Below are 19249 nucleotides of genomic sequence, written 5' to 3' on the forward strand. Positions count from 1 at the left end.
CTCTCTTTCAACAGAGGCTAGTATGCTATATGGGAGTCAATCTATGGCCACAAATTTCAGGCAAACCGGCTTGTCGACCATAATTTTTTGGCCGCCGGGACTTAATAAGCCTGATTTTTTATCTCTCTTAAAAATTATTATTTCATTACTTGCACTGTTAGCAACCAAAAGAAAATTCCCGCTGGGGTCTATTACAAAATTTCGGGGAGTATTTATATTGGTCGTTTGGCGACCTGCATATTTCAAAATGCCATTTTTGGCGATGGAATAAATGACTATTTCATTGGCTTCAGCCCGATTTGATCCATATAAAAATTTACCATCAGGTGAGACATGGATATCAGCAGCTTCAACTGTACCTTTAAATTCCGGGGAAAGCATTGTAATGGTCTGCTTGGTTTCCAGTATGCCGTCTTTATAATCAAATCCAACAATCGAAGCTCCCATCTCTAAAATCAGATAGGCATATTTTCCGTTTGGATGGAAAGTTAAGTGTCTTGGACCTCCTCCTTTACTGACACTTACAGAAGAAACTTTTGCCGGGTATAGGGCCTGAGGTGAAGCTGGATTTATTTCATAAATTTTAACCTGATCTATTCCTAAATCTGCAGCAAGTAAATAGTGTCCATCAGGGGATAAAACTACAGCATGAGCATGTGGTTTCGCATTTGAATCTGAACTTTCCTCATGTTGTATCTTTTGTATGTCCGTATCAAGAGAGCCATCTTTTTCAACACGAATCGCAGCGATGCTGCCTGAATCGTAATTTGCTGCGAAGACCAATTCCTTATTATCATCTACAGAAACATAGCAAGGTCCATCACCGCCTGAACTGACACTATTTAAAAAGTTAAGCTCACCAGTATGGGCATTAAAGGCAAATGACTGAATTGTGCCATTTTCAACTTCACTAACGGAATATAAATTCTTTCTATCCTTACTAACAGCCAGATAGGATGGATTTCTTATCCCAAGTGTTTTTGAACGAAAACTTGATTGCCCTGTTTTGGTATTAAAACTATATACATGAATTCCATTTGTTTTTTCTTTATTTGTATAGGTTCCTACAACAAGATTATAGGTTTCCCCATTATTTGGTTGTGCAATTGCACAGGAGCAAAGTAAGAAAAGGAGTGTGTATAAAACTGTAGTTCTCATGTATATAGAATTTTTGTTTCAGATTATTTATTTAAAAATCTTACCGAAATTTAAGTGTGCCAAAATATTGGGGCAAATGAAATTGTGGTTTTGGATGATTGATAGGCGACCATGTAGCATAATGAGGATTGGAGGTGATTTCAGCTATTTTGTAAAAATTCGCTTTCCAGATTACACCTTTTTTGGGCCGGCTGATTTTTGAATAATTTTCCAGCATATTAAGCGGAATTCTATATTCTACGGTCCATGTTAGTGGTCCCGAAATTTCGGGATCCACTATTTTTGGTAAGGAATGTCCGATCTCAATCTTTTTTATGTCCTCTGCATTAGGTTTAGGTCCAATACGTGGATTTGGATTGTATTCAAGCAGTGCTGTGCCCCCGCAATTAACTTCGAGATTAAAAAAAATCAGGGGAAACTCAGTGTTAGGAGAAAAGAAGAATTCTACAGCAGAATCTTTCCATACCGGTCCATTGATTTCTGTTGTTATACTTCTGACAAAACGATCCTGAACATGAAAAATAACATAAACATTTTCTGAATCATACATCATTTTAGCATGTACAATTGGGCGGAATTCAGGATTCTTTCGAATGAAATTATTGATCTCAATTGATTTAATTTTCTTCCATTCCCGTTTATCCCAATCCCCATCTATTTTAATAGCATGCTTCAACCTGACTATATTGTAGACAGGCTGGAATCCTTCTGAATCCAGCCTGCTTACCTGAGCAATTGCATTATGGCCCAATAATAAGACAATAAATAAGGTTGTAATAGCTTTTTTGGCTGTCATACTTGTGTGATAGGGCCAGAGTTTGAAATTTATTATCTGCAAATGCAGGGTCTTTACTTCCTGTATATCACTTTTTTTTACTCCCGGCATTTCTGACCATATCTACATCGGAGCTCGACACGACACTGGCATTATTCCCAAATTTCTTACGGATATAAGTTGCAATCGAAGCGACGGCATGATCATCTAAAAATCCCTTATGGGCAGGCATTAATCCATCCCATTTTTGTCCGTTAACTTTGATTTCGCCCTGCAACCCATTTAAAATTGCATCAAGAAGTCTTGTCTTATCACCGCTTACCCAATCTGAGCCATCAAGTGGTGGAAAACGGTTATTATCTCCCTTCCCGTCTTTTTGATGACAACTTGCACAATAGGTATTATATAGGATACTACCTGCAAGCATATCACCACTCTGGAGTTTGTCTTTAATAGCATCTGGCTCTTTAATATATGATCTTGTTTTACGGGCTTCCATTTTGGCTAACTGGGCTTGTCCAAATTTCTCTTTATCACCTTTATACATAATCCGCCAAATCTTTCCTTTATTGGACTCCGATATATACAGCGAACCATCAGGACCTGTTGATAATCCCATAGGTCTGTAAACAGCATCGCTGGTATTCACTACAGTATCTACTCCAGTAAAGCCATCAGCAAATATTTCTATTTCACCGGTAGCTTTTCCATTCTCAAAAGGAACAAAACACACGATATAGCCAGCCTGAGGATAAGGTGAGCGGTCTGTTGAACCGTGGAGTGCCACAAAGGCACCTTGTTTGTACCTTTCAGGGAATTGATTCCCCTGATAGAACATGATATCCATAGGCGCCCAATGACCAGGGAAGCCAATCACAGGAAGATCAAATTCAGCAGCTCTGCCAATTATTTTGCCATCCCCACCATAACCCGGTTGCAATACATTCTTTTGGAGAATATGATCATAATATGCATAGGGCCAGCCAAAATCGGAGCCTTCGGTTACTTTTAACAGAGGTTCAGAAGGGAGTACAGCCCCTTGCCATGCCGAATACAGATCTGGGTAAATGGTATGAAAATTATCAATACCGTTCATCACAGCATATAAATTGTCATCCAAAGGGCTCCATTGCATTCCAACTACACTTCTGATACCAGTTGCAAATTTATAGCCATCTTTTTGAGTCTGATTATTCTTGTTTGCGTCAAATCTCCAGATACCGGCGTGATTTATCAGTTCAGGTGAAGGATCTAAACCTTTACCCCCGGGTATGCCAATTGGTCCATATTTAGTAATATCCTGTCCTGCATCAGAAGGGGATCCAAATGGAACATACATATAGCCTTTACTATCAAAGGCTAGTGGCTTTGTAGTATGCCAGTTCTTGGCCACATTGGTATCAAGATCAGTAAGTATTACTTCTGTCCTGCTTGTCGGAACCAGTTCTCCGGGTTTTAACTTATTTCTCAGAACCTGATTAACAGTACTGGTATATAAATAACCATTGTGAATAGTTACACCCACCGCAGAGCTGCCAACATCTTTATAGTCGCCAAAATAGACGATAGAATCAGCTTTACCATCATTATCCAAATCACGTAATCCAACAGTACCCCCAGACCGGTCCATCGCACGGTTAAAAGTTAACTTAACATAAATGTCGCCATTATCGTTAACAGCTAAATGTCTGGCCTTACCAATGCTATCCACAACCACTAAAGCCTCAAAATTATCAGGCAAAAAGAGGCCACCATTATCTGCATCAGCTTTAGGCGATTTTTTGGTACCGCTGCATGAAGTGAACAAAATTAGTAATAGCAGAATGCCCGTTATAAGATTCCGGGAATTTACAATCGGTAAAAAAAATTGTTTTAGTAATTTCATTGTGACTTCTGATTAAATGTAATTTAAATCTATCCCGGAGAATGTAAAAATCTCCGGGATGAATTTAAAGGTTTTAACTACAATAATTTAATGTTTTACATCCCACCATAATCTAGTGGCAGCGTTATCCGGGCCACCTAATAATGCTTCTGCTGCTTTTACAGCTGCACCATTTCTGTCCCTGTCATAATTCAGGAATGGGATCCGTCTGATAATCTTATTTGCAGGAACATCCGGGTTATCTGAATGTATCAGGGGATATAATTTAGGGTACCCTGAGCGTCTGATAGATGCCCATGCTTCATGTCCTTCAGGGAATAAGGCTATCCATTTTTGGGTAAGTATTTGCTCTCGCTGTTTTTCAGGGACGGAAGCGAATTTTACCGGAATATCCGTCAGCGCCGGGGTATTGAAGTACCCACCAGGTGCTTTGGGTAGGTTTGTGCTGTTTAAATAACTAGTTATCGTTGCATTATCAGTTATTCCCCATGTTCTGAGGGACATTTCTATACCTTTTTCATACATTGCTTCGGCAGTACCACCCATATTCCATCCATTCAAGGCTCCTTCGGCACGAAGAAAATATGCTTCTGCAGTGTACATCACGGTAGAAGGTGTTTTGAACATACTACCCGGAAGAAGTGCCTCACTCGGGCCTGAAGTATTATCAGGGTCATTAGCAGGTGCAACAATTTCTGCCACATTCATTCCGTTTCTAACCCCTGCATATTTGCCGGTATTTACAGCCGGAGCCCAATATTTGCTCATTCTTGGATCGTCATAACCGCCTAATACACTTTCCATTGTAGAACTCATCCTGAATTCATTCCAACCGGATTGTCTGTTATATCCGTTATAGTTTACGCCCCCAACTTTAAGATAAGCATCGTCACTTAATTCAGCCATTGTTCCTCCGGCAACAGCAGCTTCCGCTTCTGTTTTTGCCATTGCAGGTTCTACGTCAGAAATTCTTAAAGCTAAGCGTAAACGCAGTGTATTCGCAAATCTGACCCATTTTCTGTTATCGCCATTGTAAATTACATCTTTATCTCCATAAGAAGGTTGAGTAATATTAGCATTAAGTACATCAGTTGCTTCTTTTAATTCTTTAAAAAGATCCATATAGATACTTTTTTGGGAATCATAGGATACTACAGTGCTGTCTGAACCAATTTTTGAGTAAGGTATAGGGCCGTAATAATCTGTAGCCCGATGCATTACAAATACCTTCCAAATTCGTGCGATGGAATTCAAAGCTTTTGTTTCAGGCGTCTTTGTTTCCTTTAAAATTGACATAAGTGGTGGCAAAGACTTAGTATAAGTTGCGATCCATTGCTCCTGGATCCACTCTTGAGCGATATTGTATCGGTCTGTAGGGTCGAATGTTGCAGTGATTGCTGAATATTGAGCAAACAAATCGGCAAAAAAGCCTTGTGCGTACTGATATTCTGAAGATGATCTGCCGGAATACATAGCCATGTATTGTGCATTCGTGAATAATCCCTTAACATCACCTGAGTTTAGCGAAGTTAATCTGGTTGGGTCTGTATTTAATTCCGAATAATTTTTAGTACATCCCGAGCTAATGGCCAGAATTACTAAGCTAAAGCAGAGATATACTCTGAATTGTGTTAATATTTGATGTTTCATTTCGTACGTTTTTAATAATTAATTTATCAAAAGTGGAATTAGATTGTCAAAATGACACCTTCAGATTAAGACCAAAATTACGGGATGTAGGTAAAGCTGCATATTCTAAACCGCTACCATTTATACCTCTGGTTACTTCCGGATCTATTGGTGCAGCTTTTTTGAAGAAAAACAAATTCCTTCCAACTAATGACAATTTTGCACTTTTAATAAACCGATATTTGCTTATTAATTTATCACTAAGCTGATATCCTAAAATAAATTCACGCAATCTTGTATTTGTTGACGAATAGCTGTAAAAACCTGCAGAGGGGTATCTGCCTCCTATTAATCCAAAATATTTTTGTGAAGCAACAGCAGTTGTGTTTTTTGTGCCATCTTCCCTGTATCCATCCAATACAATACCACCTTCACGACCTAATAATGAATTTTTTGAATGGCCATAAGCATCAATAAGTGCCTGTGTGCCACCAATAACTGTACCTCCCTGCCTGTGATCAATTAAAAAGCTCATGGAAAGATTCTTAAATGAAAACTCATTTGAAAAACCGAGCATATAATCAGGGTTAAAGTTCCCAACGAACTGATCCAGACCATCTGTCAAAATTGGTGTTCCATCATTTTCAACCAGTTTCCGTCCTTGAGCATCCTCTTTCCAACCTCTGACATACATATCACCATAACTGCTGCCTTCGTCAACCTTGATCAGATATACGTTATCTCCCTCTCCAATAACAATTGACTTTATCGTTTCAGTAAGTTCCTTTACCTTATTGATATTTTTGGAATAATTTACTCCCATATCCCACCTGAAATTTTTACCCGCAATTGGAGACAAATTAGCAACAAGTTCAACTCCCTGATTTTGAATTAATCCGGCATTAATATATTTTCTGTCAAATAATGAAGCTGCAGGTAATCCAATTAATAAAAGTTGATTTTTGGTTTGAGTGTTATAGTAGGTAAAATTCATTCCTACCCGGTTGTTGAAAAATTTCCAGTCTAATCCGGCTTCGTATGAAGTAGTCAGTTCAGGCTTGTAGGTTCCCAATGACTGAATATTAGGTGTAATAATTGCCCCGCCAATACCAACAGAGTAATAGTTCCGATCGAGATATTGAGTTCCACCATAACCTGAATTAGCCATGGTCAGGCTTGCCTTTCCATAGGATACCCATGAAGGTAGTTTAACCATATCTGATACGATTGCAGATAAACCAACAGAAGGATAAAAGTAAGATTGACTTTCGGCAGGCAAAGCTGATGACCAGTCATTCCTTGCAGTGACATCCAGATACAGATAATTGTTATATGCAAAAGTTGCAGTACCGTAAAGCGATTGAACGCGTGGAGTCCTTCCATCAAGTGTAGTAAAGAAAGGTGACTTCGCATTTTGCATGTAGAAAAAATTTGGCTTATTTAAACCATTCGCGCTACCGGTAATACTTTCATATTTACTCTCTTGTAATGAAGCTCCAAAATTTCCTAAAACATCAAATTTATTTCCAAGGTTACGTTTAAAGGACAATAGGGCATCAACATTGATTCCCTGACTTCTGTTTGTACCATAATCAAAGTTTGATCCAACCTGACTAAAATAGGAATCGGCATATACTTTTCGGTTGTTGTTTTGAATGGTCTTGTCAATACTACCACGAACCTGAAGATTAAGCCAATCATTAAATTCATATTTTGCCGAAACCAGACCGAGAACACGATCCCTTTTTTGGTAGTAATTTATTCTGTTTAATGCCCAATATGGATTTACCAGAACCGAAGAACCAGGTAACCAGTAGCTTTGCCTTTCAGTACCTGTATTGTCTGTATAGGCAAAGTTTTTCATTTCGTCTAAAGGAATAGAAGTAGGAGCACTAAAAATTGAAGGTAATACATAGTTTCCGCTTCCTCCCGGCACTGGGCGGTTGTTTACATCTTCAAAAATATAGCTCATTTTTGTTGAGATAGAAAGTTTGGATGAGATAGTATTATCTGTTTTAAGATCAACATTGTGTCGTGTAAGATCATTGTTCGTTAGAATACCCTCTGCCATTGTATTCCCGTAGGAGAAATAGGTTTGCATTTTTTCACCGCCTCCACTAACACTAAGGGTATTATTATATGTTTGGGCAGTTCTGAAAAAATTCTTTAAATTATCTGGCTGTCCCGTTAATGGAACGCTTTTCCCATTCCAAAGAGTAACCATTTGTCCTGTTGCCTTCGGCCCCCAGCTACGTTCAGAGTTTGAGCTATAAATGCCGGCATCTCCCTGGCCATATTCATATTGCAATTCTGGTAGTACCGCCGCTTGATCCAAACCCAGTCCGCTAATGAAGTTAACTACTGTTTGATTAGCTTTTCCTCTTTTAGTGGTAATAATGATGGCACCATTTTGGCCCTGACTACCATATAAAGCTGCAGCAGAGGCACCTTTCAGGATGGTCATACTTTCAACTTCATCGGAATTAAGCATTCCAACGTTTCCGCTTAAAGGGACTCCATCAATTACATATAAAGGTTGATTGCTGTTAGTAATAGAGCGATTCCCCCGAATTAGTACCTTAGAATCACCACCTGGTCCGGTTGCATCTTTTGTTATGGTAACACCGGCAACTTTTCCTTGTAGTGAATTGATTAAGTTGGTCTCTTTTGCTTCATTCATCTTGTCGCCTTTGATGTTTTGAACGGCATAAGTCAGTGATTTGGCTTCCCTCTCAATACCAAGAGCGGTTACAACAATTTCTCCTAGAATCTGAAGATCTTCACGTAAGGTTACATTTAATGTAGTTCTGCCATTAACAGCAATTTCCTGGGCTACATATCCTATATAACTGAAAACCAAAATATCAGTATCAGAGGCATTCAGTGAATAATTCCCCTGCATATCAGTCGCCGTTCCCAGTGCGGAACCCTTGACACGTACACTCACCCCGGGAAGTGACTCACCTTTTGAGTCGACCACCTGCCCCCTGATGATAATTGGCGGAGCATCCTCAATAAGTGGAGTTATATCTGTAATCTTTGGCTGTTGAAAGAGTAGAGGTTTTCTTTTTACAATCACAATGTTGCCTCTGATTGTATAATTCAAAGGTTGATCGGTGAAACAGCGGTTAAGTACACTTTCAATCGATGAGTTTTTGAACTTTACATCCACAGGTTTTGCTTCTTTCAGCATCGTGGCGTCATACACAAATTCATATTTACTTTGGCTGCTAATTGACCAGAATACCTGTTCAAGAGTAGCATCTTTCTGAGATAAAGTGATCTTTTGAGCATACCCTGCGGCGCTTGCCTGAAGTATGGTAAAGATCATTAAAACAATAGAAAGTTTCATAATCAGAAGTAGTTTATAGGCGGTGGAATATTGCACACTGCATATCCTATGAGAAGGAATTTTCATACATTTGTATTGTTTAGGTTTATAAGTTTGTCGATATCACGTTGTAAGCGGGTAAGCCTGAAACTGTCTTAATGACAGATTTGAACCGGTGCGTTCGTAGCGCTCCGGTTTTTTTATTTACCCTTTTTAAGTAGGGATTAAGGCATAACTATTATCCTCCTTTCTTTCCCCTGTGCATCTCCGGGAATAATTTTAAAATGTATTGAACCTGTTGATTCCAAAATCTCAAGTACCTCGGATACATTTCTGGTTCGGGATATTTTTGCGCCGAAAACCTTTTCAGAAAAAGATCCCTGGTACTCCACTTTTAGGTTGTACCATCGGGATATCTGTCTCATAATACTTTGAATATCTTCGTTTTTGAACATAAAATATCCGTCTTTCCAGGCTGTAACCTGACTGACATCAACAGTCGCTACATCTATGTCTCCATTCTTAATTCTTGTTTGTTGACCAGGTGTTATTATTTTGCTTTTATTTTCTTTAATAATTCTTACGGAACCCTCGATTAAAGTAGTATTCGTGCTTCCTTCATCGGGATATGCCATTATATTGAAATGAGTTCCCAAAACTTCAACTGTTTGGTTGCTATTTATGACTCTAAATGGCATTTTTCTGTTATGAGCAACTTCAAAATAGGCTTCTCCGCTTATTTCTACCCTTCGTTCATTGCCTGTAAATCTAACCGGGTAGCGTAAGGATGAAGCCGAGTTTAACCATACTTTACTTCCGTCAGGTAAGATTACCTGATATTGCCCGCCTGGAGGTGTTTCAATCGTATTATACGAAAGTGATTGAGAAGAGTTTTCTGAATTCGAGATATTATAAACCAGTTGACCATCAGCTGTCTTGCTAATTTTTATACCGGATTGCTCAGCAAGCTGCCCATTTTTTGCATCTGTTAAACTGATTTTTCGACCGTCGGCTAAGGTTAAAGTAGCAATGTTGCCACCGGGGGAGATATCATTTTGTACCTCTGAAATAGCGTGTTTTGCATCAGAATTTTTTATATAGTCCTGATAAAACAATGTGCCTACTGAAATAATGAAGATAATGATTGCTGCAGATATGATTCGTGGCCAAAGGGTAGGTAGTTTGGATTTGCTGATATCAGCAATCATTTTCTGCCTGAATTCTTTTTTTGCAATTCTCAGGTCGGTTTCAGTAAGCTCAGTTAATTCGTCTTCATGCAAGTGATGAAACCATTTTTGCAGAAGTAGTTTTTCTTTCGGGTTACATTTTCCCGACCTGTATTTGTCAAGCAATTCCTTCGCTTCCTTCATGAGCTTCCAAGACTTTATTCTCTTTATACTCCTAAGACGGCAAAGCCACTATCTGATAGGTATTGGGAATTGAAAAAAATATTAATATTGGTTGGACTCAGTAATATAGAAGAGTCAAACTAATTTTATAATTTATATAAAAGCAACATAATTAGGTATGTGATTAGCCCTAATCGCACACGAAGAATACGTAATGCTTTTTTAATCTGAGTTGATACGGTTTGCTCAGATATTTCCATGAGATGGGCTATTTCTTTATGTGTAAGTTTATCTTTCCTGCTTAGCTGAAACACTTCTTTCATTCTAGGAGGAAGTGCCTTTATTTCTTTTTCGATCAGATTTTTTAAATCATTTTCCCGAATCAGAAAATCTGTTTGAATTCCTGCGTCATCTATGAAATTTTGTAATGATGCCAGGTACCTTGCTTCAACTTTTTTATGTGAAAATAGATCCAGGGCTTTGTTACGGACTGCCGTGAAAAGATAAGATGGAAGAGAAGTTTGCATTAAAAAATCAAAGCGCCTGATCCATAATGTGGTTAAAACCTCATGAATAATATCCTGTGCTTCCTGTTTATTACTCAGCTTTTTATGAGCATAGATATAGAGCAGGCTATGGTAACGCTCGTAAATTTCGGTAAAAGCCCTTTCATCCCCTTCATGCAAAAGAGCTGTCAATTCCTTATCGGACAGTGTTTGATAATAAGACATTAGTACTATAGGTAGACGAGTATAGCGAAAGTCTAATATAGCAATTATGCAAAAATATTTACACAGTCGAACTAAGGAAAATGAATATTTATGTTTTGGTCCTGAAAAACAGATTTCTAATCTACCAAGTCCTCTCCTTCAACAACTCCTGCATTTCGGCCTGAGAATAGGGCAGTTTGCCGGGGTTTGCACTTATCCATTTCGCGAAATCAGCTTCTATTTCTGCTGTCCAGCGGTTATCGATCTGTCCGGAAGTATATTTTCCTTCTTTTAATCTGATCTGCCCGAATTCGTCCCTTACCAGAACCAGTTCTCCCACTTTCACTACTTTTTCGGCATGGTGGGGCGGAATAAAGGCTACACCATCAAGATATCCCAAAACGATATCTCCCGGCAAAACAGTTACCGGTCCGATCCTGATGGCTACATTCACTCCTTTGAGCATCATTTCTGTCTGATGGGAAGGATGATCTCCCCTGATAAAAGAGGTGAAGCCCGGCATTGCCTCCAGATCCCTCAGGTCTCTCACCGTACCATTAAAAACGACCCCATTGCCTGATTTAGTCAGAATTGCTGTTGCAAGGTTACTTCCGATAATCGGGCCATCTACTACTTTCCCATAAGAATCAGCTACATAAACATCGCCTTTGCTAAGCATATCAATTGGCCAGGAAACCATATCGCCCACCCGTCCATCTGCTTTACCTTCTTTTTCAAGATGTTCTCTCACCTCAGGCCTGATGGGCATGTATTGTGCCGTTAATGCCCTTCCAACCAAAACCTCTCCGGCATGAATATTTTTCCAGTTCCCCTCATATTGGTGTAAATAACCTGCCGCTTTAAGTACTCCCCATGCCTGCTCCAGCGGGACTCTTTTCATTCGTTTAAGCAGGTCATCAGAAACTTTTGGCCTTCCGTCAGGAAAGCGTTCCCCTGTCCATTTCGGGGTTAATTCTATCATTTCCTGCCGGCTGATGGTTAGGTTTTGTGCATGAACTGATGTAGAAAGCAGTACTAATGCTGCAATGAGCTGTATTTTAAAAAATTTCATAAATCAATATTTTAATCAATAATCAATTATTTCAGTAATGTTTCAATCGTGTGGAGTTTGCCATTTTTGATTGTAGTTCTGATCTTCATTGCATCCTGAATTCTTTTTAAAGGATCACCATCTACAATGATTAAATCGGCCAGTTTTCCTGTTTCGATACTGCCCAAATCCTTGTCAACCCCAACAACTTTTGCGGCCTGAATGGTTGCTGATTGCAAAGCCTTGAAAGGAGAGAGACCTGCATCAACATAAACCCATAGTTCTGAGTGCAAACTGCTTCCGAAAGGGGCAAAAGGTGCATCAGTACCTGCGGTAATGCTTCCGCCGGCATCAGAGATCGCTTTGATTGTTTTCAGAAGTGCTTTATAGTTGGCATCGGCTTTTGGTGTTCTAAGGGAGTCAAACTTGTTGGTTTGTACATAAAGGCCTTGCAAAAATTCCGGAGTGAGGAATTTCCTGTTCCGTTCATCATTTAATAATTCATCGTACTGTTTAGCCAGCCTGAAATATCCTGTTCTTAAGCAGGCCGTTGGGGTGATATTGATCCCGGATTTAGCAACCAGTTGCACCACATCCTGATAGCTTCTGAAATTCGCATCAAGCAGCATTGAATAGCCTCTGCGGCTGGTACCTGAGAGATGCTCAATAGCATCAACATTGTATTTTGTGGCGGGATAAAGTTCATGAGAAGAGAGAGGAATGCCTATTTCATGGGCACCTTCAGTAAGAACCTTTTGAATAGAATCAGGCATCCTTACATAAGTCTTGATCAGGCTATAGCCCAATTTTTTGGCCCTTTCCAATTCCATTCTAATATGTTTGGCATCGGTTACACTATTCTCCAGTCCGTAAGCTATACGGGAACCATCAGTTAATCCACCGGTAAAGAATAGTCTAGGTCCCGGACGAACACCGCTTTCCCAGGCTTCTTTGCGTTCCAGCGCATCATATGGATCTGCTCCCGGTTCCCTAACAGAAGTAATACCATAGGATAACCAGACATTGCCGAGTTTTATGCCTGTATTTGAACTTTGGTGCGTATGCATTTCGAAAAGTCCTGGCATTACCACCTTGTCTGATGCATCAATAATTTTAATCCCTGGCTTGGGATTCTGATGAGGTTTGATATCGCTGATTCGGTGCCCCTTAATATAGATATCCATATTTTCCTGGTACGTGCTATCCTTTCCATTAAATACTTTTCCAGCATGAATGATATATTCCTCTGTGGGGATTTCAGTCTTCCATTTAAGGTCAATTGCTATTTCCTTTACTTTACCACTAGCTACATCTATCTGTTTTAACCTATCAGTTGCGATATATACTATAGTTTTTGAATCTCCTGTCCAGCTCAGGTTATCAGCAAGCTCATCGGTTAGTTTTTTCTCTTTACCTGAAATTTCACCGTTTAAGTTTACCGCAATAGTCCACAGTGTACCATCTTTGGTATAGGCAATGGTTTTTCCATCCGGCGACCAGGCAGGGCCATTCTGCACACGCATTCCAAGTGGTTTGGCAGAATCAGGTGAAACCATTACTGCCGTATCTTTTTCAAGTGATACAAGCATGAAGTTATTGACACCTTCACGGAAACGGGTGGAATAAGCTTTTAAGGCCATCATGGCTACCGTCTTACCATCCGGTGACCAGGAAGGTTTGCTTGGTACCCAAAGTGATTTATTTGCCACTTTGATTTCACCGCTGGCCACATCGGCAATATGCAGAACGCCATAGCCCCATTTCTTCATGTAGTTCTGGGTATAATAGGCAATTTTTTTACCATCAGGCGACCAGCTTGGGTAGGATACATCGTCCTTAATCTGTCCGGTAAGCAAGCGACTTTGATTGGTTTTAAGATCATGTAACCAAATGTTCATGATACCTCCCCGGTCAGAAATATAGGCGAGAGTATTGCCATCAGGCGACCAGTCAGGTTCCAGGTCTACAAATGAATCGTTGGTTAACTGGATGAGTTTACCGTCTATCTCCTGGATAAAAATATCTCCTTTGGCTGCAAAAGCTATTTTCTTTCCATCATCAGATACAACCGGACTTGCAATGCCTAAAGCTTTCTGATCTTCAGTATTGTCAAAATCATACTTTTTCTTTTTGTAAGGCTTTCGGTTAAGCGTAAAAGTGGCTTCAAAAGGAATAGTTTCAACCGATGATTGCCCGATTATCCTTTTCCTGATAAGCCCATCGGCTGTGTATATTAACTTATTGTCAGCAGTCCAGTTGATGCGGAAAGGGAACAGATCTTCCTCACCGGCAGATATTTGTTCAGTACTGCCATCACTCAGGTTAGCCAGCTGGATATAACTCGTATTTTTATCATCAAAAAGCATTGATTTGCCGGTAAATGCTACATAGCTTATCTTGCTATCGTCATTATTCCAGGAAGGTGCAGCAATACGCATAGCTTCAGAAATCGCCAGTTTTTCTGCTCCGTTTTCAAGAATATAAATTCCGGATTCTGTTCTATTTGAAACAAATGCGATTTTGGTCCCGCTGGTTGAAAATGCAGGATTTGAATCATTTGCCTGATCGGATGTGAGCTGCTTAAGTGTTTTGCTCGCAAGATCAATTTGCCAGATATCATAATTTCCGCTTCTGTCGGAAGAGAAGACGATCGATTTACCATCTGGTGACCAATCAGGTTCCCTGTTATCCGATGTTCCCGAAGTTAATTGTGTTAAGCCTGAGCCATCCTTGTTGATTGTCCAGATATGATAAGTTCCATCCCGGTAGGAGTGAAAGACAATTTTTTCGCCGTCAGGCGACCATGCAGGTTCCTGGGAATCTCCCATTTCATCGGTTACGCTTATTGCTTTTCCGCCTTCAACCGGGATTGTCCAGATTGTGCCTTGTAAAGCCATTGCCAATGTTGAATTGTCGGGTGACAGGGCAACAGCCATATTGGTGCCTTCTGAAACCGTTACATCAATTGCATTATTTTTGCAGGATGTAATGACAAAATTGAATAAAATAGCACAGCTCAGGAATAAGATTTTTTGTTTCATCGGATTATTCGGGTTAATTTCAGAAAAAAATATATTGATCAATCATATTATTAAATAGCTATAAATCAATTAATTAGGATTTGGCTTTAGCGAGCACAGACTGCATACTTACAGACCTGCCTCCCTGCCTTTTACTTTCATCAGCAGCTTCCATAAATACATGGATTGCGAGGGTTTCTTCCATACTTACCGGACTAATACCGTTTTTGAAGAATTTTAGCATGTCAATAACCAGCGGACGGTGTCCAACATCATTGAAAGAACCTGCGGGCAGGATCTCATTTAAGCCGTAGGCTACTCCACTGTGGGTAACTTTCCCTTTTCGGATTCCCCTGTAGGTACCGATTCGGTCATTGTCCCAGATTCCAACTACGTGATCCGTATTTAGAGTATGTTTGCGTTGTACGGTATGACATTCTTTGCCCATAATCGTGAATAGAATTTCAATTCCGTGAATTCCATACCAGTAAAAATCAGGGTGAGTAGGCTCAAGGGGACATCCACTATAAGAATCTCCACCCATAATAGCACCTATTTCTCCATTCCGGGCAGCCTGCGCACCTTTTAAATATCGTGTTGGTGATGAGGAAAAAATCGGACTATTGTATTTTTTTGCAGCGTCCATAATGGTAATTACATCCTTTAAAGAGGCTGCAAAAGGTTTGTTGATAAAAAGAGGTTTACCTGCTTTAATCACCTCCATTGCTTGTTCAACGCGCGGATGGCCATCAAAAGTCATCAGCATAACTGCATCTACCCCGGATAGCAAAGCCTGAATTGAGTCTACCAGTTCGACGCCATTTTCCTTCATTTTCCCAACATAAGTTGGGATTTGTTTTATACTCGATTCTATTTTTTTGCTTCCATAAGGATAGGCGGCGACAACCTTGAATCCTTCAAATGAGCTATCCCACACTGGTTGTACCACATCATATCCCGGGCCAGGGATATTGTTAATATGACTGATAATCATGGTTACCTGAGATGTGTCGAGTCCGATTATTCCAATTCTGGTAATTTTTTGTGATTGATTATTACCCAAAACCTGAATCGGATTTATTGAGGCTAAGCCTGCTCCTGCAATTGCAAGACCAGAAAGGAATTTCCGCCTGTCTATATTTTTCATGTTTTATTAATTGAACTTATCGCGACCTGAGTTTATAATGATGCTGGAAGCCGGAGGAATCTTGCCAAAATTTCGGGGAGGGGGATTTCAAACTCCCCTCCCCGAAATGGTTTTATTATGAAAGTATACTGAGCAGTTTGTCAATATCTTCCTGGTTATTATAAATTGATGGGGAAATTCTTAGTTTATTTCCGAACCGCATAGCCACATGAATCTTAGCCGCACGCAATTTCTTCATCGTTTCATCCGGGTCTTTTGCCAGAAATACAATAATCGGGCTCTCATTTCCCTCCGGAGTGATCGAAGTATAACCAATTTTAGGCATTTCTGTCGCCAGACGGTCGGTTAAGGTTCTGACATAATTGCGAATGTTGTCTACTCCCAATGCGTGGATATATTTCAGTGAGGTAATTGCACATGTAACCCCTTCGTAGGATGGATAACTAACTTCATATATGCGCGGACCGGTACCCGGAGTAAAACTAATCTCAGGCAAGGCAGGGTCCGGAGTATCAGTCCATGGTGCATAATTATATTTTATACCTCCATTATGGTGAGTGGTACGAACCACGGTATCCTGCAGGTCTTTACGAACATACATAAACCCAAACCCTTTACTACCCATGAGCCATTTGAAGGTTGAACAGGCAGCAAGGTCGATTCCCATTGCTTTAACATCAACCGGCACAGCACCAACACCCTGAATGAAATCGACATAGAGCACCGCCCCATTGGCATGGGCCAGGTCACTGATGGCCTTGACATCTTTTACCAAAAATCCATTCACATTGGAAACCAGAGTGATGGCTACCAGTTTTGTGTTTTTGTCAATAACCCCTTCAAAGTCTTTCACATCAAAACGCCAGTCATTATGTTTAATGATTTTCACTTTTAAACCATCACGCTGTTCACGCATTTTGTAACTGTAGAGACTGGCAGAATAGTGAAGGTCTGTGGTTACTACATTGCCCCCTTTGAAATCCATTCCATTCAGGATATTGTTTTCAGCTTCAACAGTAGTTCGGGCAAAGGAGATCTCGTCATTATCTGCATTGATCAATTTTGCAAAACTATCTTTACATTCCTGTCTGGTTTCTGAATAAAGGGGCCACCAGGGTTCTCCAACTTCGTTCTTCGCCCATTCTGCATAACGATGTAAAGCCGCTGCAGTGTAAATATTGATTGGGTGGGTGGAGGCATTATCCATGTATATCTCCTCTTTCACCCTCGGAAAATCCGCTCTGATTTTTGTAAAATCCGGCGAACTGCCGGTAATATGAGAGGGCATTACATCCGGATCGACGGAACTGTTTTCCGGTTTGCATGAACTCAGGGAACCCAGTCCGATGGTGCTAACACCCACTCCAGCCAGGGATTTTAAAAAGGTTGATCTTTCCATTTTTGTTTTATGTTTAATTAATTCTGTAGACAGTTTATCAAATCTATTGTGTCAGAGCTTATTATCCTGCTACTTTCATTTGGATTTACAATACTATCTTCTATCAGGCGTATCATAATACACCTGATAGAAAACAATCTGGCTTAATACTTAATTGTATCAATAACCCGGATTTTGTGTCATGTTCTTGTTCACATCAATTTCTGATTGAGGTATTGGTAACAGATAATTTCTTGAGGGATAAAATGTTCTGTTTTCGACCAGAATATATCCTGTTCCCCAGGTAACTTCACCTGTAGTTTGATTTACTGTACCCATACGGCTTCCATGAAATGCTCCGTTCATTACCGTTGGACCAATATTCCAGCGTTTGATGTCAAAATATCTTAACCCTTCAAATGCCAGTTCAACCCGTCTTTCACGGCGAACCAGTTCGCGGTTCAATACAGTGGCATTGATTTGTCCGGCTCGGGTCCTGACTCTATTTAAATACTCAAGTCCCAGAACCAGATTCTGACCGCTTTCCACCGCTGCTTCAGCATAGGTGAGGTACATTTCGGCTAATCTGATTACCATAATAGGTGCATCGAAATTCTGACGTTCAGCATTCTGAATTCCTGCATCAAGGTACTTTTTAGACATTTGAGCCGCTTTTGAGCCATCATTCAGGTAATAATCAGGATTTGAACTTCCACCAAACTGAGGATCCAAAGCTGTATATATTCTGCCAAACCAGTTGGAACCCGGATAAGCAATAGACATGGCCAACCTTGGGTCGCGGTTTGCAAACGGCTTATTTGAGTCATAAGCCGGATCCTGAGAAATTTTCAATCCGTTTATAGTTTCATATTCTTCTACAATACTTCTGGATACCGCATTTTCAGAATAACCGCCCTTCCATGCCGGAAGTCTTTGCCATGGGATTGAAGTCGCATAATCATTTTGAATATGCTGAATCTCAGCGATGGCTTCCTTATTATTTGCTTTATTCTGACGATAAAATAGTTGCTCATAATTTGGATATAGCTCATAAACGCCCATGTCGATCACAGCTTTAGATGAAGCCATGGCTTCGGCGTATTTACCCATATACAGCTCTAATCTGGCCTTTAATGCCAATGCGGAGCCTCTGGTTATATGCCCCTTTGCTGTGATGTTATTCTGTACTGGAAGGATCTTGCTGATCTTGTCAAGTTCATCCAGGATGAAAGCATAGATTTGCGCAACCGGAGTACGGGATGGTAATTCTGTTGAGGGAGTAGTTTTTGTGATTAGAGGCATGTCCCCGAAGAACATGGCTTTCAGAAAGTAATTATAAGCCCTTAAAAAACGTACTTCAGACTTTAGCCTTTCCTTCAATGCTGCATCTATGGTCATTCCCTCAATATTCTCGAGGAAGGAATTGTATTTTCTGATTTGGGCATAGCTGAAAACCCTTCCGCCATTACCAATGGAGACGGTTTGTGGGTTTACTGATCCATTTCCAACTTGCTGGTAACCCGTTACAGCCATCCAGCTATAATCATTGTCGGTCATCGCATCCCGCATAACCACATCCATCCCATTTTCCCAACCCCGATATGCACCCGCGAGTGCCATATTAATATCACTTTCTGTTTTCCAGAAAGTGGCCCCACTTAATTGATCATTAGGTACGGCATCCAGAAATTTTTCAGTACAGGAACTCATTCCTAAACTGATAAAGATCATTGAAAATATATATTTAAATTTTTTCATCTGTTTATTTGTTAGTTTTTCAATGGCGATGAATCGATCATGATTTGAATTTACCCTG

12 protein-coding genes are annotated in these 19249 nt (G+C 40.1%); all 12 read right to left on the bottom strand.

All coding sequences use genetic code 11. The features are described 5' to 3' along the window. Positions 1–36 precede the first annotated feature (36 nt). Entirely contained in the window at positions 37–1158 is a 1122-nt protein-coding gene (locus Q8S11_RS15005) for a lactonase family protein (RefSeq protein WP_305662938.1), read from the bottom strand. A gap of 40 nt (positions 1159–1198) precedes the next feature. Next, on the bottom strand, positions 1199–2044 hold the full coding sequence (locus tag Q8S11_RS15010) for a carbohydrate-binding family 9-like protein (RefSeq protein WP_305662939.1): 846 nt from the start codon (positions 2042–2044) through the stop codon (positions 1199–1201). Next, positions 2022–3818 (bottom strand): c-type cytochrome, encoded by a 1797-nt coding sequence (locus Q8S11_RS15015; RefSeq protein WP_305662940.1) that lies wholly within the window; start codon positions 3816–3818, stop codon positions 2022–2024. Before Q8S11_RS15015 ends, Q8S11_RS15010 begins: the two co-directional genes overlap by 23 nt. Positions 3819–3905: 87 nt before the next feature. Next, on the bottom strand, positions 3906–5468 hold the full coding sequence (locus Q8S11_RS15020; RefSeq protein WP_305662941.1) for a SusD/RagB family nutrient-binding outer membrane lipoprotein: 1563 nt from the start codon (positions 5466–5468) through the stop codon (positions 3906–3908). Positions 5469–5514: 46 nt separating this feature from the next. Continuing rightward, entirely contained in the window at positions 5515–8865 is a 3351-nt protein-coding gene (locus tag Q8S11_RS15025; protein ID WP_305662942.1) for a SusC/RagA family TonB-linked outer membrane protein, read from the bottom strand. 137 nt (positions 8866–9002) lie between these two features. Continuing rightward, the gene (locus Q8S11_RS15030; RefSeq protein ID WP_305662943.1) at positions 9003–10148 is read right to left on the bottom strand and encodes a FecR family protein; all 1146 of its coding nucleotides are present in this window, start codon (positions 10146–10148) and stop codon (positions 9003–9005) included. A 125-nt stretch (positions 10149–10273) separates the two neighbouring features. Beyond that, entirely contained in the window at positions 10274–10858 is a 585-nt protein-coding gene (locus tag Q8S11_RS15035) for an RNA polymerase sigma factor (RefSeq protein ID WP_305662944.1), read from the bottom strand. Between the two features lie 121 nt (positions 10859–10979). Further along, positions 10980–11909 carry an RraA family protein gene (locus Q8S11_RS15040; protein WP_305662945.1) on the bottom strand — a complete coding sequence of 310 codons (930 nt, stop codon included), beginning with the start codon at positions 11907–11909 and terminating at the stop codon, positions 10980–10982. 26 nt (positions 11910–11935) lie between these two features. Continuing rightward, entirely contained in the window at positions 11936–14929 is a 2994-nt protein-coding gene (locus Q8S11_RS15045) for a DPP IV N-terminal domain-containing protein (protein WP_305662946.1), read from the bottom strand. 73 nt (positions 14930–15002) lie between these two features. Further along, positions 15003–16055: a Gfo/Idh/MocA family protein gene (locus Q8S11_RS15050; RefSeq protein ID WP_305662947.1), complete on the bottom strand. Its 1053-nt coding sequence runs from the start codon at positions 16053–16055 to the stop codon at positions 15003–15005. Positions 16056–16170: 115 nt separating this feature from the next. Then, on the bottom strand, positions 16171–17454 hold the full coding sequence (locus Q8S11_RS15055; RefSeq protein ID WP_305662948.1) for an aminotransferase class V-fold PLP-dependent enzyme: 1284 nt from the start codon (positions 17452–17454) through the stop codon (positions 16171–16173). 159 nt (positions 17455–17613) lie between these two features. Beyond that, on the bottom strand, positions 17614–19191 hold the full coding sequence (locus Q8S11_RS15060) for a RagB/SusD family nutrient uptake outer membrane protein (RefSeq protein WP_305662949.1): 1578 nt from the start codon (positions 19189–19191) through the stop codon (positions 17614–17616). Positions 19192–19249 lie beyond the last annotated feature (58 nt).

Source organism: Daejeonella sp. (assembly GCF_030695525.1).
Classification (GTDB): Bacteria; Bacteroidota; Bacteroidia; order Sphingobacteriales; family Sphingobacteriaceae; genus Daejeonella.

Coding starts and splice junctions, on each gene's coding strand:
- Q8S11_RS15005 (WP_305662938.1), bottom strand. CDS start 1,158: ATGAGAACTACAGTTTTATACACACTCCTTTTCTTACTTTGCTCCTGT.
- Q8S11_RS15010 (WP_305662939.1), bottom strand. CDS start 2,044: ATGCCGGGAGTAAAAAAAAGTGATATACAGGAAGTAAAGACCCTGCAT.
- Q8S11_RS15015 (WP_305662940.1), bottom strand. CDS start 3,818: ATGAAATTACTAAAACAATTTTTTTTACCGATTGTAAATTCCCGGAAT.
- Q8S11_RS15020 (WP_305662941.1), bottom strand. CDS start 5,468: ATGAAACATCAAATATTAACACAATTCAGAGTATATCTCTGCTTTAGC.
- Q8S11_RS15025 (WP_305662942.1), bottom strand. CDS start 8,865: ATGAAAATTCCTTCTCATAGGATATGCAGTGTGCAATATTCCACCGCC.
- Q8S11_RS15030 (WP_305662943.1), bottom strand. CDS start 10,148: ATGAAGGAAGCGAAGGAATTGCTTGACAAATACAGGTCGGGAAAATGT.
- Q8S11_RS15035 (WP_305662944.1), bottom strand. CDS start 10,858: ATGTCTTATTATCAAACACTGTCCGATAAGGAATTGACAGCTCTTTTG.
- Q8S11_RS15040 (WP_305662945.1), bottom strand. CDS start 11,909: ATGAAATTTTTTAAAATACAGCTCATTGCAGCATTAGTACTGCTTTCT.
- Q8S11_RS15045 (WP_305662946.1), bottom strand. CDS start 14,929: ATGAAACAAAAAATCTTATTCCTGAGCTGTGCTATTTTATTCAATTTT.
- Q8S11_RS15050 (WP_305662947.1), bottom strand. CDS start 16,055: ATGAAAAATATAGACAGGCGGAAATTCCTTTCTGGTCTTGCAATTGCA.
- Q8S11_RS15055 (WP_305662948.1), bottom strand. CDS start 17,454: ATGGAAAGATCAACCTTTTTAAAATCCCTGGCTGGAGTGGGTGTTAGC.
- Q8S11_RS15060 (WP_305662949.1), bottom strand. CDS start 19,191: ATGAAAAAATTTAAATATATATTTTCAATGATCTTTATCAGTTTAGGA.